Below are 14,945 nucleotides of genomic sequence, written 5' to 3'. Positions count from 1 at the left end.
GCCCCGCCCTTCGTATGACCTTGCCGCCGAATCGCCTCCGGCAAGGCGATTCGGGCAACGGTCAGGGTGCAATCGGAAGATCGAGATATCCGGAGCTCACCGTGGTGGACAGGGTGATGATGGCCCCCGGCTCGGTCTCGTCGCTGTAGAACTGGTCGACGGTGTCGATGACCACGACCAGTTTGTGCAGCGCCGGGACCCGATAGTCGGTGGCCTGCAGCGGGATTCGCAGGGTTGAGGGTCGGCCGGATTCCTGGCCGGTGATGGTGGCCGCCGCGTGGGTGACGATGCGCATCAGACCGGTGAACGGCTCGAGCACGAACAGGTAGGCGATGACGGTGGCGTTTCGGCCGGAGGGGGTGACGGTCACGTTCACTTCCGGCCGACCAGCGATGTGGTGCGGCGCGAGGAACACGCGCGGCGTGGTCCAGACCGCGGCCCGGGTCCGGTCGACGCGTTTGAGCGACTGGTAGATGGGCAACCGCAGGCGTTCGGCGAGGCCGTCGAAGATGATCGTGTTCGCGACCTTGACCTCTTGGGCGCCCGCCTGGAAGCTCTGGCTCTGCGCCGGTGGCTGTTCCACGGTCAGGATGCCGTCGGCGGATCCGGTCTCGGGCGCCCGGAAGTAGTAGCGGCGCGCGGATTTCGACCAGGTGGCCAGGTCCGGCGAGGCCGTCATGGTGAAGCTGTGCATGCTCTCGGTGTGCACGACGCCGTCGCGGTCGATGCCGTTGTCGATATCGAGCAGGAAGTGATCGAGCCAGTCGTAGGCGGCCTCGGTGGTACGGGTGTACAGACCCGTGGTCAGGCCCAGCACCTCCACCGACGAGTGGTCGCCGACGGCCAGGTCCAGGCGCTTGGGGCCCGGGTAGTCCTGGAAGTAATCGAGCAGCTGATTCTGCGGGAAGATGGTCTCGTGCCAGAAGCTCGTGAAAAACGTTGGCACGGACCTTCTTCGGTCATCGGGCACCTTGGCGGGGGACCGCTGCGCCGCGTAGGCGAGCACCTGTTCGATATCGGTGTTGGCTCGGAACAGCTCCAGCACCTTCTCCAGTTCCGGACTCGGTCTGTCGCTGACCTTGGCGAGCGCCTCCGCTGCCGCGATGTGCCGGGTGCCGTGGTCGTAGAGGGATTCGCCGAGATCGGCCCAGGTGCTGAGCGCGACAACGACTTTGACATCCTGGTGAGCGTTGGCGACCAGCTGGCTGATGCCGGAGCCGTAGGAGATGCCCATCATGCCCACCCGGTCGCGGTCGGCGTGCAGTTCGCTGTGTCCCAGAGCCCACTCGATGACGGCGTACCCGTCGGCGACGTCCTCGGGTCCGGCGACGGTCAGACAGGCGTTCTCGTCCTTCTCGTCATCGGACCCCGGGAGGCCGCGCTCGGTGTAGGCGACCACGGCATACCCGCGTTTCAGTAGCTGGGTGACGGCCCCGCCGTACATCTTCCAGCCGGACTTGTCGAGTCCGGCGGGCATGACGATCAGTGGATGCGGCCCGTCGGTTTCCGGCCAGGCGATGAGAGCGTCGAGCTGGACGCCCTGATGCCCCGGAATTTTCACCTCCCGCCGCTGCGATTGGCTGCGTACCGCCTCGACATCGGAGGTGAGATACGTGGATACGCCGGTGGCGTCACCGGTGAGCAGGTCGTTCACGAATGCGAGGGCATCGGCTTCCTGTTCGGGTGTCAGCAGGCGGAACGGACCCGAATTTGATTGCGCCATATCATATTCCCTTTCGGTGCATAAAAGGGAATTCGCGAATTCTCCAGGGTTGGAAGGCTTTTGCCAATCCTGTTGCAGGAACGATCGTACAACGGCCGCCGATCGGCCGTGTGTGAATTCGGAATGCGCGAGTTCCTTTGCCTACCAGCGCATTTGGCAAAACGACTCGTCGGTATTTCAGATACGCGGAGGTGAAACGACTAAACCTGTCCGGCCGGTTGCCGTATCTCGCCGAGAATTTCGAGGATCGCCGGGCGATCCGGTGCCGCGAGCAATCGCTCACGGAAGGCCGGATCCATCAGCTTGCGGGCCAGCAGGGCGAGAATGCGCAGATGCTCGTCGCCCGCGGCAGCCGTCGGGACCGCGATCATGAAAATGAGCTTGGCGGCATTGCCGTCGGGGGAGTCCCAGTCGATGCCGAGCGGCGCGCGGGCGAAGGCCACCACCGGGGAGGTGACGGCGTCGGTCTTGGCGTGCGGGATGGCGATCTCGTCGCCCAGGCCGGTGACGCCCTCCTCCTCGCGGCGCAGGGCCGCGGCGAGCAACTCGTCCGGATCGGTGACCTTGCCGCTGCGGGCGACCAGCGCCACCATTTCGCGGATGGCGGCCTGCTTGTCGGTGGACGCGAGGACCGGCTGCACCGTGCGCTCGGTGAGCGCGCCGTCGAGAATCTCCGGTTCGGCCGTGGCAGTCGCGGTTTCAGCGGCAGCGGGCGCGGATACGGGTCCACCGGTTTCGGTGACGGTGACCGCGGTGGTGGTCCTACGGCGCACCCGGAACTCGATCAGCGCGATCGTGACGACGGCGGTCACCACCGTGCCCGCCGCCACCGCGACGAAGAACATCGGAATGCCCTTGATCGCGCCCAGCAGGGCCACGATCGGCCCGCCGTGCGGTACCGCGTCACCGACCCCGGCCAGACCGGCGATCGCGCCCGCCACCGCGCCGCCGACCATATTGGCCGGAATCACCTGTGCGGGACGAGAAGCCGCGAACGGGATCGCGCCCTCGGAGATGCCGAAGAAGCCCATGAACAGCGACGCCAGCCCGGCCTCACGTTCCTGGGCGTCGTAGAGCGGGCGGCGCAGCAGCGTGGCCAGGCCCTGTCCCAGGGGCATGACCGGGATCGCGGCGGCGGCCATACCCATGACCGAGAGATTGCCGGTGGCGATGAGGCCCGCGCCGAACAGGAAGGCGGTCTTGTTGACCGGGCCGCCCATGTCGAAGGCGATCATCAGGCCCACGATCGCGCCCAGGGCGATGGCGCTGGTTCCGGTCATGCCGCCGAGCCAGGAGGTGAGGTGCTCGAAGAGGTAGGCGATGGGATGGCCGATGGCGTAGATGAAGAACAGGCCCACGCCCAGGGTGGCCAGAATCGGGATCACGATGATCGGCATGATCGGTTGGACGAACTTGGGGACCTTGATCTTCTTGATCCACAGCACCAGATATCCGGCCAGGAAGCCGGTCACGATCGCGCCCAGGAAGCCCGCACCCGCCTTGGAGTCGTAGAGCGCGCCGGTGTTCGCGATCCAGCCGCCGATCATGCCGGGCACCAGGGCGGGGCGGTCGCCGATCGCGTAGGCGATATAGCCGGACAGGATCGGCACCATCAGGCTGAAGCCGATGGCACCGATCTGATTGATGCTGTACCAGATCGAATCCTTCGGAATGACCAGGCCGCCAGTAGGATCCGTGTGCCCGCCCAGCGACAGTGAGATCGCGATGAGCAGGCCGCCGACCGCGACGAACGGAATCATGTAGCTGACACCGTTCATCAGCGCCTTGAGCGCCACGCTGCGTTCGCTGTTCCCGGGGCCCGGATCATCCGCGCCGCCTTGGTAGATCGGTGCCGATCGCACGTCCTCGATCAGCTTCTCGGGGTGCCGGATGCCCTCGGCCACCGGCACGATCAGCACTCGCTTGCCGGCGAACCGGGCCAGGTCGACATCCTTGTCGGCGGCGATGATGACCCCGTCGGCGGCGGCCACGTCGGCGCTCGTGATCGCGTTCTCGACACCGATCGAACCCTGGGTCTCGACCTTCATGTCGATCCCGAGCGCCGCGGCCGCCTGCCCGAGTTTCTCGGCGGCCATATAGGTGTGGGCGATCCCCGTGGGACACGCGGTCACGGCCAGTAATTTGACAGCATCGCCCACGCCGCTATCTCCTTCGAACGCACGCCCATTGCTCCGACGATTCGCATTCTGCTCGGGGGAGCGACTGATAGCAAAGACTCAGCTATCTCAATTGGGTGATGTCGGATCCAGCGGAACCGGATTACCACGCGGCCGGCGAATCGGGAACTGGGAAGGTGCTGGGTATCGACATACAGTCCGCCCAGAGTTCCGCCGCAGGGCTCGCCGAACGATGCTGGGCAGCAGTAATTTTCGAGGCGTCTTCGAAAGATTCACTGTGAAAGGTCGGGAACAGAATGTTGGCTCTTGTCATCGCCGCGGTCGGACTCATGACGGGTAGCGCGGCTGCCGCCGCTGCCGCGGGTATGGGTGGCGCGCTGGCCGGAAACGTCTAGCCGAGCAGCTGAAACCCCTCGACCTCCGGGACAGGGTCGGGGGGTTTCGTCATTTCCGGATCACTGCTGCGGGTCGGCCGCCATCGCATCGCGCACCGAAGTCTCCTGTTTGCCACGAAATTTCGGCTCCGGGTGGAAGAGCATCGAATAGACGGCCTTGGTGTCCGCGAGCTGATCGCGCAACCAGATCTTGCGGTAGAGGTCATTGTGGAGCTGGGTGTCGTCGCCGACCGCCGTGGCGTCGATGCCCGCGGCGCGGCACATGGCGACCGTGCGCGGCAGACTGAAATCCTGGGTGACGGCGATGGCCGAGGTGACCCCGAAGATGTCGTGAGCGCGCACACAGGACTCGTAGGTGGTGAAGCCGGCGTAATCCAGCGCGATCTTGGCGGCGGGGACGCCGTGCTCGATCAGGTAGGCGCGCATGGCCGTCGGCTCGTCATAGCTGGGGCGATCGTTGTCGCCGGTGAGCAGCAGCGCCTTCACCTTGCCCGACGCCAGCAGCTTGGCGCCGAGGTCGAGGCGAGCGGCCAGGTAGGCCGAGGGCTTGCCGTCGGGATGCACCTCCGCGCCGAAGACGATGGCCACATCGGCCTTCGGGACGGAGTCGACGCTGTACTCGTACTGCCGGTTGGCGATCCGGAGCCACAGGTCCGAGCCGACGAGCACCACCGCGACCAGCGCCACCACTGCCAGCCCCAACTTGACGACGCGGCGCAGCGGCAGCCGGGCGGCGACCCGCGTCCAGGCGGCGTGCAGGATCGAGCGGTAGTGCATGCGCGCCAGTCTGCCCGAACTCGGCGGATTGTCCGAACGGGTTTTCGTCGAGCTCAGACCGGTTGCACGCCGATCATCGGCAGGATGGTGCGGCGGGCGAAGTCGCGGGCCGCGGTCTCGTCGGTCAGCGGAATCAGGCCGTCCGGGGTGAGCACCAGGGACTGGCCCAGCCGGGCAAGCACTTCCGCGACCAGGTCGGCGTCGAAGGCGGGTACGTCGCCGACGATCTGCAGGGCGCGCAGCTTGTCGGCCAGGTAGGTGCGGCCGACCGCGAGCATCGGCCCGGCCTCGGTGGTCAGGCGGGGCAGCACGGTGTCGGGCTCGGTGCGCAACAGGCGTTGCAGCAGTTTGTTGTTCGCCAGCTGGGTGATGAACGCGACGAAGATCTCGACCAGTTGATCGTCGACCGCCATGCCGCTGCCGGTGGCCGCGCGCACCCGCTCGTCGATCCCGGCGATGAACAGCTGCGCCTCGCGCACCCCGACGGCCGCGACCAGATCGTTCTTGGATTCGAAGCGCCGGTAAAGCGTCGCCGGGCTGATGCCGGCGCGACGCGCTATCTCTCCCATGCTGGTTCGCTTGATCCCGAAGTCGAGGAAGGCCGACAGCGCGCTCTCCAGCAGCTGTTCGCCCTCGGCCCGCGGCTTCTCGAGGATGCGTTGCAGGATGGTGGGCACGGACGGCATCGAGTCTCCAGTCGATCGGTGGCGACCGCGACATTGCGGTGGACCGCTCAGGCGTACAGCGGTGAATGGCCAAGGCACGCAGGCCGAGCCAGCATTATTGCACCGACGGTGTGGAGTGCTTCGCACCGCGTCCGATCAACGGACGTCGAGGGCGGCCATTTCCCATTCGATCGCGTTCGCGGCGAAATCCCGCCCATTGGAACGCAGTTCGTGAACCCGGCGCTGTAGCGCCTCGATGCCCCCCGGTTGCGCGGCGATATCCGCCACGCTGATCCGCTGTCGGTGCATACCGTCGTGCTCGTACGACACCGTTCAAACCTCCTGCTAGCCCCGACCGCGCACCCGGCAACCGGAGGCTGGCCCGGGCCGCCGGGAACGCTTCGCACGATGCTAGCAGTGGCCGTTATGGACACTTGTTCAGTGTGGGGCTTCTCACACGCCCCCTTCAGTCACACCTCTTGACCCTGCTGATGCTGCGACGACGCGTACAGGTACGCAGCGGCATTCAAGCGAATGTGATCACGCTCCGCCTCGCTCAACTCCCGGCGCACCTTGCCCGGCACACCCGCCACCAGCGACCCCGGCGGAATCTGCGCGCCCTCCGGAATCAGCGCATTCGCGGCGATCAAACTCCCCGCCCCGATCACCGCCCCGTTCAGCACCGTCGCCCCCATCCCGATCAGCACATCGTTCTCCACGGTGCACCCGTGCAGAATCGCATTGTGCCCCACCGAAACCCCCGTGCCCACCGTGCACGGAAACCCCGGATCGGCATGCAGCACACACCCATCCTGAATATTGCTGCGCTCCCCGACACTGATCGAGTCCATATCCCCCCGCAAAACCGCCGAGTACCAAATACTCACCTCGGCCGCCAACGTCACCCGCCCGATCACCGTCGCATTAGGCGCGATCCACGCACTCTCATCGACCTGCGGCGCATGCTCACCCAGCTGAATCCTCATGCCCGCGAACATAGCCGCCCCCCTCCCGCCCCCGCCGCCGGGGAGCATCGAGATCGGGAGTACTCAGCGCGGTGAACCGGACAAATTTCCGCGCTGAGTACTCCCGATCTTGGTCAGCTGCGGCGGAAGAGGGCGCGGTGCGCGGCGGGGGTGGTGCCGAGGAGGCGGTGGAAGTGGTGGCGGAGGTTGATGCTGGTGCCCAGGCCGGAGTCGGCGGCGATGCGGTCCATGGTGTCGTCGGTGGACTCCAGGAGTAGGCGGGCGTGATCGACGCGCTGCTGCAGCAGCCACTGTTGCGGGCTGGTGCCGGTGCGGTCGCGGAAGCGGCGGGTGAAGGTGCGGCGGGACATGAGGGCGGTGCGGGCCCAGCCGTCCAGATCCACCGGGTCGTCCAGATGTGTTCGGGCCCAGACCATTGCGGACTCGATCGGGTCCTGGTCGGCCGCCTCCGGTACCGCGACCGGGATGTACTGCGCCTGGGAACCGCTGCGGTGCGGGGCCAGCACCAGGCGGCGGGCGAGCTCGGCGGCGGCGCGGCTGCCGTGGTCGGTGCGCACCAGATGCAGGCAGCAGTCGAGAGCCGCGGCCGTGCCCGCGGAGGTGATGATGTCGCCGTCATCGGACCACAGCGTGTCGGCCCGGACGCGGACGGCCGGATACGCGCGACCCAGCGCGGCGGCGGCCGACCAGTGTGTGGTGATCTCGCGGCCGTCGGCGAGTCCACTGGCGGCGACCGCCCAGGCGCCCAGGCATAGGCCGACGATGCGGGCGCCGCGCGCGTGGGCGCGATGCAGGGTGTCGCGAATCGGTTCGGGCAGTGGGAGATCGCGCTCCCAGCTGGGGATGACGATCGTGTCCGCGGCCTCGGCGGCCTCCAGTCCGTGCGTCACGACGATGTCGAAACCCGCCGGGGTGGCGAGATTTCCGGGGCGCTCGGCGCAGACGATCACCCGGTACGGACTGCCTTCCGGACCGCCCGCTCCGATGCGGCCGAACACTAGGGTCGGGACCGACAGGTGGAACGGGCTGATGCCGTCGTAGGCGAGGATGGCCACGGTGTGCGGGGGAGTGGGCGTGGCGGGCAGAGCAACCGGCATGGCCCGATCTTATCGAAGCGCGGCCTTCGGGCCACTGTCGGCAGGGTGGCCGGATCACGAGACTTACAGCCATGACGAACACGATCGATGCCGCGGCCACCACCCTCGAAGTCCTCCACATCGGCGGGCCCACTGTGCGATTCGAGTACGGGGACCTCACCTGGCTGACCGATCCCACGTTCGACGAGCCGGGCGACTACCCCGGGCCGGTGACGCTGTACAAGCTGACCGGGCCCGCTGTGCCGGTGGTCGAGATCGGGGCGATCGATGTGGTGTTGCTGTCGCACGATCAGCATGCGGACAATCTCGATGCCGCCGGGCGGGCGCTGCTGCCGTCCGTCGAGCACGTGCTCTCGACACCCGACGCCGCCGGGCGTCTGGAAGGGGTTCGGGGGCTGGCGAACTGGGAGTCGGTGCGGATCGGGGCGGTGACCGTGACCGGGGTGCCCGCGTTGCACGGGCCGGAGGGGTGTGAGCGGTTCACCGGTGTGGTCACCGGGTTCGTGTTGCAGGCCGACGGGCTGCCGACGGTGTACGTGTCGGGTGACAATGCCTCGGTCGAATACGTGCAGCAGATCGCGGAGCGCATCGGTCGCATCGATATCGCCATCCTCAATGTCGGTGCGGCCAACACCGACCGTTTCGGTGACCACGACCTGACTCTCAACGGCCGCACCGCCGTCCACGCCTCCGAGGCGCTCGGCAACGCCGTGATAGTGCCCGTGCACGCCGAGGGGTGGGCGCACTTCTCCGAGCACCTCGACTACCTGACCCACCGCTTCTCGGTCGCCGACCGCACCCACCTGCTGCGCATTCCGGCTCCGGGGCAGGTGCTGGCGATCACCGTGGCGTCTTGAGCGTCGTCGCCGGGGCAGTTGCTATGGGATAGCGTGATTCGAAAACGCGTCGTGGCGGTCGTGGCGGCGCGGGCCGCCCAGGACGACGATGGCGGTATGAGAATCGGGGTTCCACGGGAGGTCAAGGAACAGGAGTATCGGGTCGCGCTCACCCCGGCCGGTGCCGGGGAGCTGGTGCGGCACGGGCACGAGGTGCTGATCGAGGTGGGTGCGGGGATCGGGTCTGGGTTCGCCGATGCCGACTTCGTCGCCGCCGGGGCCCGGATCGCGGCCACGCCGGAGGAGGTGTGGGGTACCGGCGAGCTGGTGTTGAAGGTGAAAGAACCCATTGCGGAGGAGTATTCGCGGATGCGGGCGGGGCAGGTGCTGTTCACCTTCCTGCACCTGGCCGCGTCCCGGGAATGCACGGACGCGATCTTGGGCTCCGGGATCACAGCGATCGCCTACGAGACTGTGCGCGCGGTCGACGGCTCGCTGCCGTTGCTCGCGCCCATGAGCGAGGTGGCGGGCAAGCTCGGCAGCCAGGTGGGCGCGTACCACCTGATGTCGCCGCAGGGCGGTGCCGGACTGTTGCTGGGCGGGGTGCCGGGAGTGCGGCCCGCCGATGTCACGGTGCTCGGCGGTGGGGTCGCGGGCAGCAATGCGGCGGCGGTCGCGGCGGGTATGGGGGCGCGAGTCACCGTGCTGGACACCAATATCGCGCGACTGCGTCAACTCGACGAACGGTTCGGCGGGCGGGTCACGACGCTGGGCTCCAATGCCGCCGAGGTCGAGAAGGCGGTGCTGGCAGCGGATCTGGTGATCGGGTCGGTCCTGGTGCCGGGTGCGCGCGCACCGAAGCTGGTGTCCGATGCGCTGGTCGCCCATATGCGGCCGGGCTCGGTGCTGGTCGACATCGCCATCGACCAGGGCGGGTGCTTCCAGGGGTCGCATCCCACCACGCACGCGAATCCGACGTTCCGCGTGGCGGATTCACTGTTCTACTGCGTGGCCAATATGCCCGGGGCGGTGCCGCACACCTCCACTGTGGCGCTCACCAATGTCACGCTGCCGTACGCCCGCGCCATCGCGGATCTCGGCTGGGCGGGTGCCTGCGCGGCGGATCCGGGACTGGCGCAAGGGCTCACGGCCGACGGTGGGCGGCTGTACTCGGCCGAGGTGGCCGCCGCGCACGGGCTGCGGCCGGTCACCCGCGTCGCCTCCTGACCGTTCGAATACCGCGGGCCCGCAACCGAGAGTGGTTGCGGGCCCGCTACCGAAGGCGGTCGAGTGCTCAGCTTTCTGTGCTCAGGCGTCGGGCTGGGTCTCGCCCAGCGCCCAGTCCGGATCGGCGTCGTCGGGCAGGTGGATCTTGTCCGGATTGCGGACCACGTCGATCTTGGTGATGCGGCCGTCGTCGATGGTGAAGGAGAAGACACCGGTGTTCTTGCCGTCGAACACCACGAGTCCGGGCTGCCCGTTGACCAGCACCGAACGGCCCCAACCGCCACCGACCTTCGAGGAGTACGCGAGGAAGCCGAGCAGGGTCCGGGCCACCGTGTCCGCGCCGTGCATCGGATGGCGGAAGGCGTTGACCTTGCCGCCGCCGTCGGCGGTGAAGGTGACATTCGAATCGAGCAGGCCGAGCAGGGCGCTCATATCACCGGAACGCCAGGCGACGGCGAAGGCGGACACCACCTTCTCGTGCTCGTCGGCGCTGGCCGGGAAACGGGGCGTGCCGTTCTCCACGTGTTTGCGGGCGCGTGAGGCCAATTGGCGCACGGCGGCCGGGGTGCGGCCGACCACCTCGGCGACCTCCGGTCCGGTCATGCCGAATACGTCCTGCAGTACGAAGGCGGTGCGCTCGGCCGGGGACAGCGATTCCAGCACCACCAGCAGGGCGGTGGTGACGCGCTCGTCCTGGGAGATGCGGTCGGCCGGATCGTCCCAGGTGGTGATCTCCGGCTCCGGAAGCCATTCGCCCACATACTGTTCCCGCCGCGCCCGCGCCGACCCGAGATGATCGAGCGCGAGGCGGCCGGTGACGGTGGTCAGCCAGGCGCGCAGATTCTCGATATCCGCACCCTCCGGACTGGTCTCGTAGTACCTGACCAGCCGCAGCCACGCCTCCTGCACCACATCGTCGGCATCGCTGAGACTCCCGAGCGTGCTGTAGGCGACCCGCCGCAGATAGCCCCGATGCTCCTCGAACCGCCGGGCCAGCTCGGCCTGATCGGGCTGGTTCCGCTCGTCACCACTCATCGCACCCTCGCTGCTCATCAATCCCGCCCGTGCTGGGCAAGCCACCTACCACCCCGACGAAATACCTCGCCGGACTGTGACATCCCGCCCCGAATCTATCGAAAACGACCGTCCAGTCGCGCAATATGTCCACCCGCAACGCGCCACGAACTCGACCTACCAGCCGCCGAGGAGGCCGGGGCGGAGCCACTGGAGGTCAGTCGGATCCTGCGGTGGGCGGCAAGATCCGGAAGGTGTCGGGGTGCGCGGAGGCCAGGGTGGTCAGCGGCGACGCAGGTAGGCGGCTATCGCCGCGGCGAGGGCGGTGGCGGCTTGGACGGCTTCCGAGAGGCGTACTGCGCGGCGCAGATCCGCTACTCGGGGCACCGGGCCGTCGCCGAGCGTGGGGCGCATCTCGACGCCGTGGCGGTACTCGGTCTTGCCGCCGAGCGTCACGCCGAGGGCGCCCGCCATGGATGCTTCCGCCACACCGGCATTCGGGCTCGGATGTTTGCCGGCATCCCGCCGCCACGCTCGCCAGGCGTCGGTGGGGCGGCCGCCGATCACGGGAGCCAGTGCGGTGGTGATGATTCCGCTGACCCGCGCGGGAGCCAGATTCGCCACATCATCGGTGCGCGCTGCCGCCCAGCCGAATCGGGTGTACCGCTCGTTGCGGTATCCGATCATCGCGTCGAGCGTGTTGATCGCCCGATACGCCAGCAGGCCGGGTACACCGGCGACCGCACCCCAGAACAGCGGCGCGACAGTCGCATCGGAGGTGTTCTCGGCGATCGACTCCAACGCGGCTCTGGCCAACCCGTCGGCGTCGAGTAGGTCAGGATCCCGCCCGCACAGCGAGGGCAGCAGCTCCCGCGCCCCGTCGAGATCCCCGGACTCCAGCCGATCCGCCATCTCCCGCCCGGTCTTGGCCAAAGTGGTGCCGCCCAGGACGGTCCAGGTGGTCGCGGCCGTCAGCAATACCTCCCCGAACGTGCGCGCCGACCCGCCGCCGGTGCCCCGGTCGATGCGGTTGCCGATGCGCCGCTCCCGAATTCGCCGAACCGTGCCAGGACGGCCCACCACCAGGCGGTGCAGGCCGAGCCCCAGCCCGACCGTCGCGCCGACCAGCACGACCTCGTGGATCACGCCCGCGACACGATCATCGCGATAGGTGAACTCCTCCACCCGCATGGCGGCCATCCCGAACCCGGCTACGGGGTGCCCGCGCCGCGGATCGCCGAGCACCCGGTCCATACCGAATCCGATCAGCAGCCCGGCCGCAGTAGCAGTCCCCATTCGCACCCGCCGAGGCTATCCGAGCCGCCCACGGCGACCCCGCCCCGCCACCATGCACTCACGTACACGCGTTCTCGCGAAATGCCTCCGCGAATGCATGTTCGTGGGCATCGGGCGCGGTCTGGCCGACCGTCAGAGGAGGTCGGTCGCGCGATCCCGCGACTGGGTGCACGACTCCTGGGATTCGACTCCGCCGATGCGTGCTCGCCGGAGGGCAAGCGAGCGCGGGGGGTCAGCGGCGGGTGCCGCCGTAGCGGTCGGCGAGGCGGGCCTCGTTGGTGGTCTGCTGCGGCTGGGGGGCTGGGTCGTTGGGCTTGGTTGCCGCGGCGGGTGCGGGTGTGGTGGTGGAGGGGGTCGGGGATTCGGGTTCGGCTGGGGTGGCGGGTTGGGCTGTGGCTTCGGCTTTTTCGCGGCGGCGGGCGCGGATTTCGGCCCAGACGAAGTACCCGAGGCCGAGGGGAGCCATCACACCGAAGGCCAGCCATTGCAGGCCGTAGGAGAGGTAGGGGCCGGCGTCGAGTTGGGGGAGGGGGTCGGGGGTGAAGGCGCCGGGCTGGCCGGCGTCGAGCTGCAGGTAGCCGCCGCGGCCGTCGGTGGGGATGGGGGTGAGGGGGACGCCGAGGACGGTGGCTTCCTGCTCGGTGTCGGTCGAATAGACCTGGCGGTAGCCCTCTTCCGTGGTGGGCGGCTTCTTCTCGATGATGCCCTCGGAGGCGCGGACCCGGGCCGCCACCTGCTGGGTGCCCGCGGGCGGGTCGGCGATGGTGGCGGGCGGGCGGGTGCCACCCTGGGCGGCGGCGAGTTGACCGCGATCGACCAGCAGGGTGCGTCCGTCATCGAGGCGGAAGGCGGCGAGCACGGTGTAGGCGGGCTGCCCGTCGAGGTGACGCAGCCGCACCAGCACGGTCGAATCCGGCACGTACGTACCGGTCGCGGTGACGCGCCGCCATTCGGTGTTCTTGCCGTTGCCCGACAGCATGGAGGTGATGTCGACCGGGTCGGCGTGCACCGAATTCGCGATGCGGTCATTGCGTTCGGAGGTGCGGGTGTTCTTACCCAGCTGCCACGGGGCCAGCACGGAGAAACACAGATACGCGAATCCGGCGACCACCACCGCGAGAATCAGCCAGCTGGGTCGAAACAGGAAGGTGAGACGCCGCAACAGTGCGGTGATCGAGCTCATGCGTCGCGGCCTCCGGCCTGTTCGTCGCCCGGTTCACCGAGCTGTTCGCGCACCCAGTCCAGCATGCCGGGCACGGCCGCCTCGATCTGCTCGCGCACCAATGCGAAATCGGACTGGTCGCCGTAATACGGATCGGGCACCGACCGCCCGTCGGACAGCGGATCGAAACTGCGCAGCAGCCGCCGCCGATCCGACGGCACCCCCATCCGGGCCAGCTCCCGCTCATGCCCGGTATCCAACGCCACCAGCAGATCCGCCGACCGATGCTCCGCCCCGATCACCGCCGCCGCATGCCCGGTCGGATACCCGTGCGCCCGCAACTCCCGATTCGTCCGTGAGTCCGCCTCGTCCCCCACATGCCAGCTCCCCGTCCCGGCACTGCTCACCCGCACCCGATCCGCCAGCCCGGCGCGCTCCAGATGCGCGGCGAAAATCTTCTCGGCCATCGGGGACCGGCAGATATTGCCGGTGCAGATGAAGGTCACATGCAGCTCGCCCACGACAGCCATTCTGTCCGGTGGGTGTCGGTGGCGGCCACGTAGGGTGGACGGCTGTGCCGGACGACACCGAATATCAGGATTTCGACGCTGCTGGGCTGCGGCATCACGGGGACGTGGATGCGCTGCCGGGCATGGTCGATTTCGCGGTGAACGTGCAGGGGAGTGCGCCGCCGGAGTGGTTGCGGGAGCGGTTGGCGGCGCGGCTGGGGGAGCTCGGGCGGTATCCGAGTGCGAGCGATGAGTGGGCGGCGCGGGTGGCCGTTGCGGCACGGCACGGGCGTTCGGCCGACGAGGTGCTGCTGCTGGCCGGGGTGGCGGAGGGGTTCGCCATGCTGCCGCGGCTGGGGTCCAGGCTGGCTGCGGTGATCCATCCTTCCTTCACCGAGCCGGAGTTGGCGTTGCGGGAGGGTGGGGTGCCGGTGACCCGCGTGGTGCTGGCGGCGCCGTACACGCTGGCGGGGGTCGTGGTACCCGAGGACGCGGATCTGGTCGTGGTCGGCAATCCCACCAATCCGACCTCGGTATTGCATGCGGCGGAGGATCTTCGGGCGTTGCGGCGACCCGGGCGGATCGTGGTCGTCGACGAGGCGTTCGCAGACGCGGTGCCTGGGGAGTCGGAATCCCTTGCTGGAGAGAGCTATCCGGACGTGCTGGTGTTCCGGAGTCTCACCAAGACGTGGGCGCTGGCCGGGCTGCGGTGCGGATACGTGCTCGGTGCGCCCGAACTGCTGGCGCGCTTGAATCAGGGGCGCGCGCACTGGCCGCTGGGCACCCTGCAGCTGGAAGCCATTGCGGCAGTGAGTGAACCGGCTGCCGTTGCCGACGCGCGGCGCAAGGCCGAGCGGATCTCGGTGGACCGGGCCGCCATGATTCCCCGGCTGCGGGCCCTCGGCATCGAGGTGCACGAGCCCGCGCACGGGCCGTTCCTGCTGATCCGGGTGCCGGATGCGGAATTGTTGCGAAAGCAGCTCGCGGACAAGGGGATCGCGGTGCGGCGCGGTGATACGTTCCCGGGACTGGATACCGGATACCTACGGCTGGCGGTGCGACCGGCGGCGGAGGTGGATGTGCTGGTCGCGGCCGTCCGCGACGTCGGTTTGTGAAACGC

The 14,945-nt window shown here is 68.4% G+C and carries 14 protein-coding genes; 3 read left to right on the top strand and 11 right to left on the bottom strand.

Annotated elements, in window-relative coordinates; genetic code table 11:
* Positions 1–61 precede the first annotated feature (61 nt).
* From ACFXHA_RS43010 to ACFXHA_RS42980, 7 genes are all read right to left on the bottom strand, one after another.
* The gene (locus ACFXHA_RS43010) at positions 62–1,723 is read right to left on the bottom strand and encodes a CocE/NonD family hydrolase (protein WP_379366791.1); all 1,662 of its coding nucleotides are present in this window, start codon (positions 1,721–1,723) and stop codon (positions 62–64) included.
* 200 nt (positions 1,724–1,923) lie between these two features.
* Complete coding sequence (locus ACFXHA_RS43005; protein ID WP_379366789.1) at positions 1,924–3,882, bottom strand: fructose-specific PTS transporter subunit EIIC; 1,959 nt, start codon at positions 3,880–3,882, stop codon at positions 1,924–1,926.
* Between the two features lie 434 nt (positions 3,883–4,316).
* Positions 4,317–5,033 (bottom strand): vancomycin high temperature exclusion protein, encoded by a 717-nt coding sequence (locus ACFXHA_RS43000; RefSeq protein ID WP_379366787.1) that lies wholly within the window; start codon positions 5,031–5,033, stop codon positions 4,317–4,319.
* Positions 5,034–5,086: 53 nt separating this feature from the next.
* Positions 5,087–5,719: a TetR/AcrR family transcriptional regulator gene (locus ACFXHA_RS42995; RefSeq protein WP_379366785.1), complete on the bottom strand. Its 633-nt coding sequence runs from the start codon at positions 5,717–5,719 to the stop codon at positions 5,087–5,089.
* Positions 5,720–5,854: 135 nt separating this feature from the next.
* Positions 5,855–6,028, bottom strand: coding sequence for a hypothetical protein (locus tag ACFXHA_RS42990; protein WP_379366783.1), 174 nt, complete (start codon positions 6,026–6,028; stop codon positions 5,855–5,857).
* A gap of 140 nt (positions 6,029–6,168) precedes the next feature.
* Positions 6,169–6,684, bottom strand: coding sequence for a gamma carbonic anhydrase family protein (locus tag ACFXHA_RS42985; protein ID WP_379366781.1), 516 nt, complete (start codon positions 6,682–6,684; stop codon positions 6,169–6,171).
* Positions 6,685–6,797: 113 nt separating this feature from the next.
* Complete coding sequence (locus ACFXHA_RS42980; RefSeq protein ID WP_379366779.1) at positions 6,798–7,781, bottom strand: GlxA family transcriptional regulator; 984 nt, start codon at positions 7,779–7,781, stop codon at positions 6,798–6,800.
* A gap of 71 nt (positions 7,782–7,852) precedes the next feature.
* Here ACFXHA_RS42980 and ACFXHA_RS42975 point away from each other — a divergent pair, with 71 nt between their 5' ends.
* Positions 7,853–8,638, top strand: a complete 786-nt coding sequence (locus ACFXHA_RS42975; protein WP_379366777.1) for an MBL fold metallo-hydrolase — start codon at positions 7,853–7,855, stop codon at positions 8,636–8,638.
* A gap of 96 nt (positions 8,639–8,734) precedes the next feature.
* Positions 8,735–9,844 carry an alanine dehydrogenase gene (ald, locus tag ACFXHA_RS42970; protein ID WP_379366802.1) on the top strand — a complete coding sequence of 370 codons (1,110 nt, stop codon included), beginning with the start codon at positions 8,735–8,737 and terminating at the stop codon, positions 9,842–9,844.
* An 81-nt stretch (positions 9,845–9,925) separates the two neighbouring features.
* Here ald and sigJ read toward each other — a convergent pair whose 3' ends face one another.
* The 4 genes from sigJ to ACFXHA_RS42950 all read right to left on the bottom strand — a co-directional run bounded on the left by sigJ (position 9,926) and on the right by ACFXHA_RS42950 (position 13,846).
* Positions 9,926–10,897 carry an RNA polymerase sigma factor SigJ gene (gene sigJ, locus ACFXHA_RS42965; RefSeq protein ID WP_379366775.1) on the bottom strand — a complete coding sequence of 324 codons (972 nt, stop codon included), beginning with the start codon at positions 10,895–10,897 and terminating at the stop codon, positions 9,926–9,928.
* Positions 10,898–11,140: 243 nt separating this feature from the next.
* Positions 11,141–12,154, bottom strand: coding sequence for a cobalamin biosynthesis protein (locus ACFXHA_RS42960; RefSeq protein ID WP_379366773.1), 1,014 nt, complete (start codon positions 12,152–12,154; stop codon positions 11,141–11,143).
* Between the two features lie 232 nt (positions 12,155–12,386).
* Positions 12,387–13,316, bottom strand: a complete 930-nt coding sequence (locus ACFXHA_RS42955; protein WP_379366800.1) for an SURF1 family protein — start codon at positions 13,314–13,316, stop codon at positions 12,387–12,389.
* Between the two features lie 17 nt (positions 13,317–13,333).
* Positions 13,334–13,846: a low molecular weight protein-tyrosine-phosphatase gene (locus tag ACFXHA_RS42950; protein ID WP_379366771.1), complete on the bottom strand. Its 513-nt coding sequence runs from the start codon at positions 13,844–13,846 to the stop codon at positions 13,334–13,336.
* 44 nt (positions 13,847–13,890) lie between these two features.
* Here ACFXHA_RS42950 and cobC point away from each other — a divergent pair, with 44 nt between their 5' ends.
* On the top strand, positions 13,891–14,940 hold the full coding sequence (gene cobC, locus ACFXHA_RS42945; RefSeq protein WP_379366769.1) for an Rv2231c family pyridoxal phosphate-dependent protein CobC: 1,050 nt from the start codon (positions 13,891–13,893) through the stop codon (positions 14,938–14,940).
* Positions 14,941–14,945: the final 5 nt, after the last annotated feature.

Source organism: Nocardia sp. NPDC059240 (assembly GCF_042753865.1).
GTDB lineage: Bacteria > Actinomycetota > Actinomycetes > Mycobacteriales > Mycobacteriaceae > Nocardia.
The sequence above is the reverse complement of the archived record's forward strand: the minus strand, read 5'-3'. Positions and strand labels throughout refer to the sequence as shown.

Bases quoted from the DNA above. Each gene is read 5' to 3' on its own strand.
- ACFXHA_RS42975 (WP_379366777.1), top strand. From the start codon at position 7,853: ATGACGAACACGATCGATGCCGCGGCCACCACCCTCGAAGTCCTCCAC.
- ACFXHA_RS43010 (WP_379366791.1), bottom strand. From the start codon at position 1,723: ATGGCGCAATCAAATTCGGGTCCGTTCCGCCTGCTGACACCCGAACAG.
- ACFXHA_RS42950 (WP_379366771.1), bottom strand. From the start codon at position 13,846: ATGGCTGTCGTGGGCGAGCTGCATGTGACCTTCATCTGCACCGGCAAT.
- ACFXHA_RS42960 (WP_379366773.1), bottom strand. From the start codon at position 12,154: ATGGGGACTGCTACTGCGGCCGGGCTGCTGATCGGATTCGGTATGGAC.
- ald (WP_379366802.1), top strand. From the start codon at position 8,735: ATGAGAATCGGGGTTCCACGGGAGGTCAAGGAACAGGAGTATCGGGTC.
- sigJ (WP_379366775.1), bottom strand. From the start codon at position 10,897: ATGAGCAGCGAGGGTGCGATGAGTGGTGACGAGCGGAACCAGCCCGAT.
- ACFXHA_RS42980 (WP_379366779.1), bottom strand. From the start codon at position 7,781: ATGCCGGTTGCTCTGCCCGCCACGCCCACTCCCCCGCACACCGTGGCC.
- ACFXHA_RS43000 (WP_379366787.1), bottom strand. From the start codon at position 5,033: ATGCACTACCGCTCGATCCTGCACGCCGCCTGGACGCGGGTCGCCGCC.
- ACFXHA_RS42995 (WP_379366785.1), bottom strand. From the start codon at position 5,719: ATGCCGTCCGTGCCCACCATCCTGCAACGCATCCTCGAGAAGCCGCGG.
- ACFXHA_RS42985 (WP_379366781.1), bottom strand. From the start codon at position 6,684: ATGAGGATTCAGCTGGGTGAGCATGCGCCGCAGGTCGATGAGAGTGCG.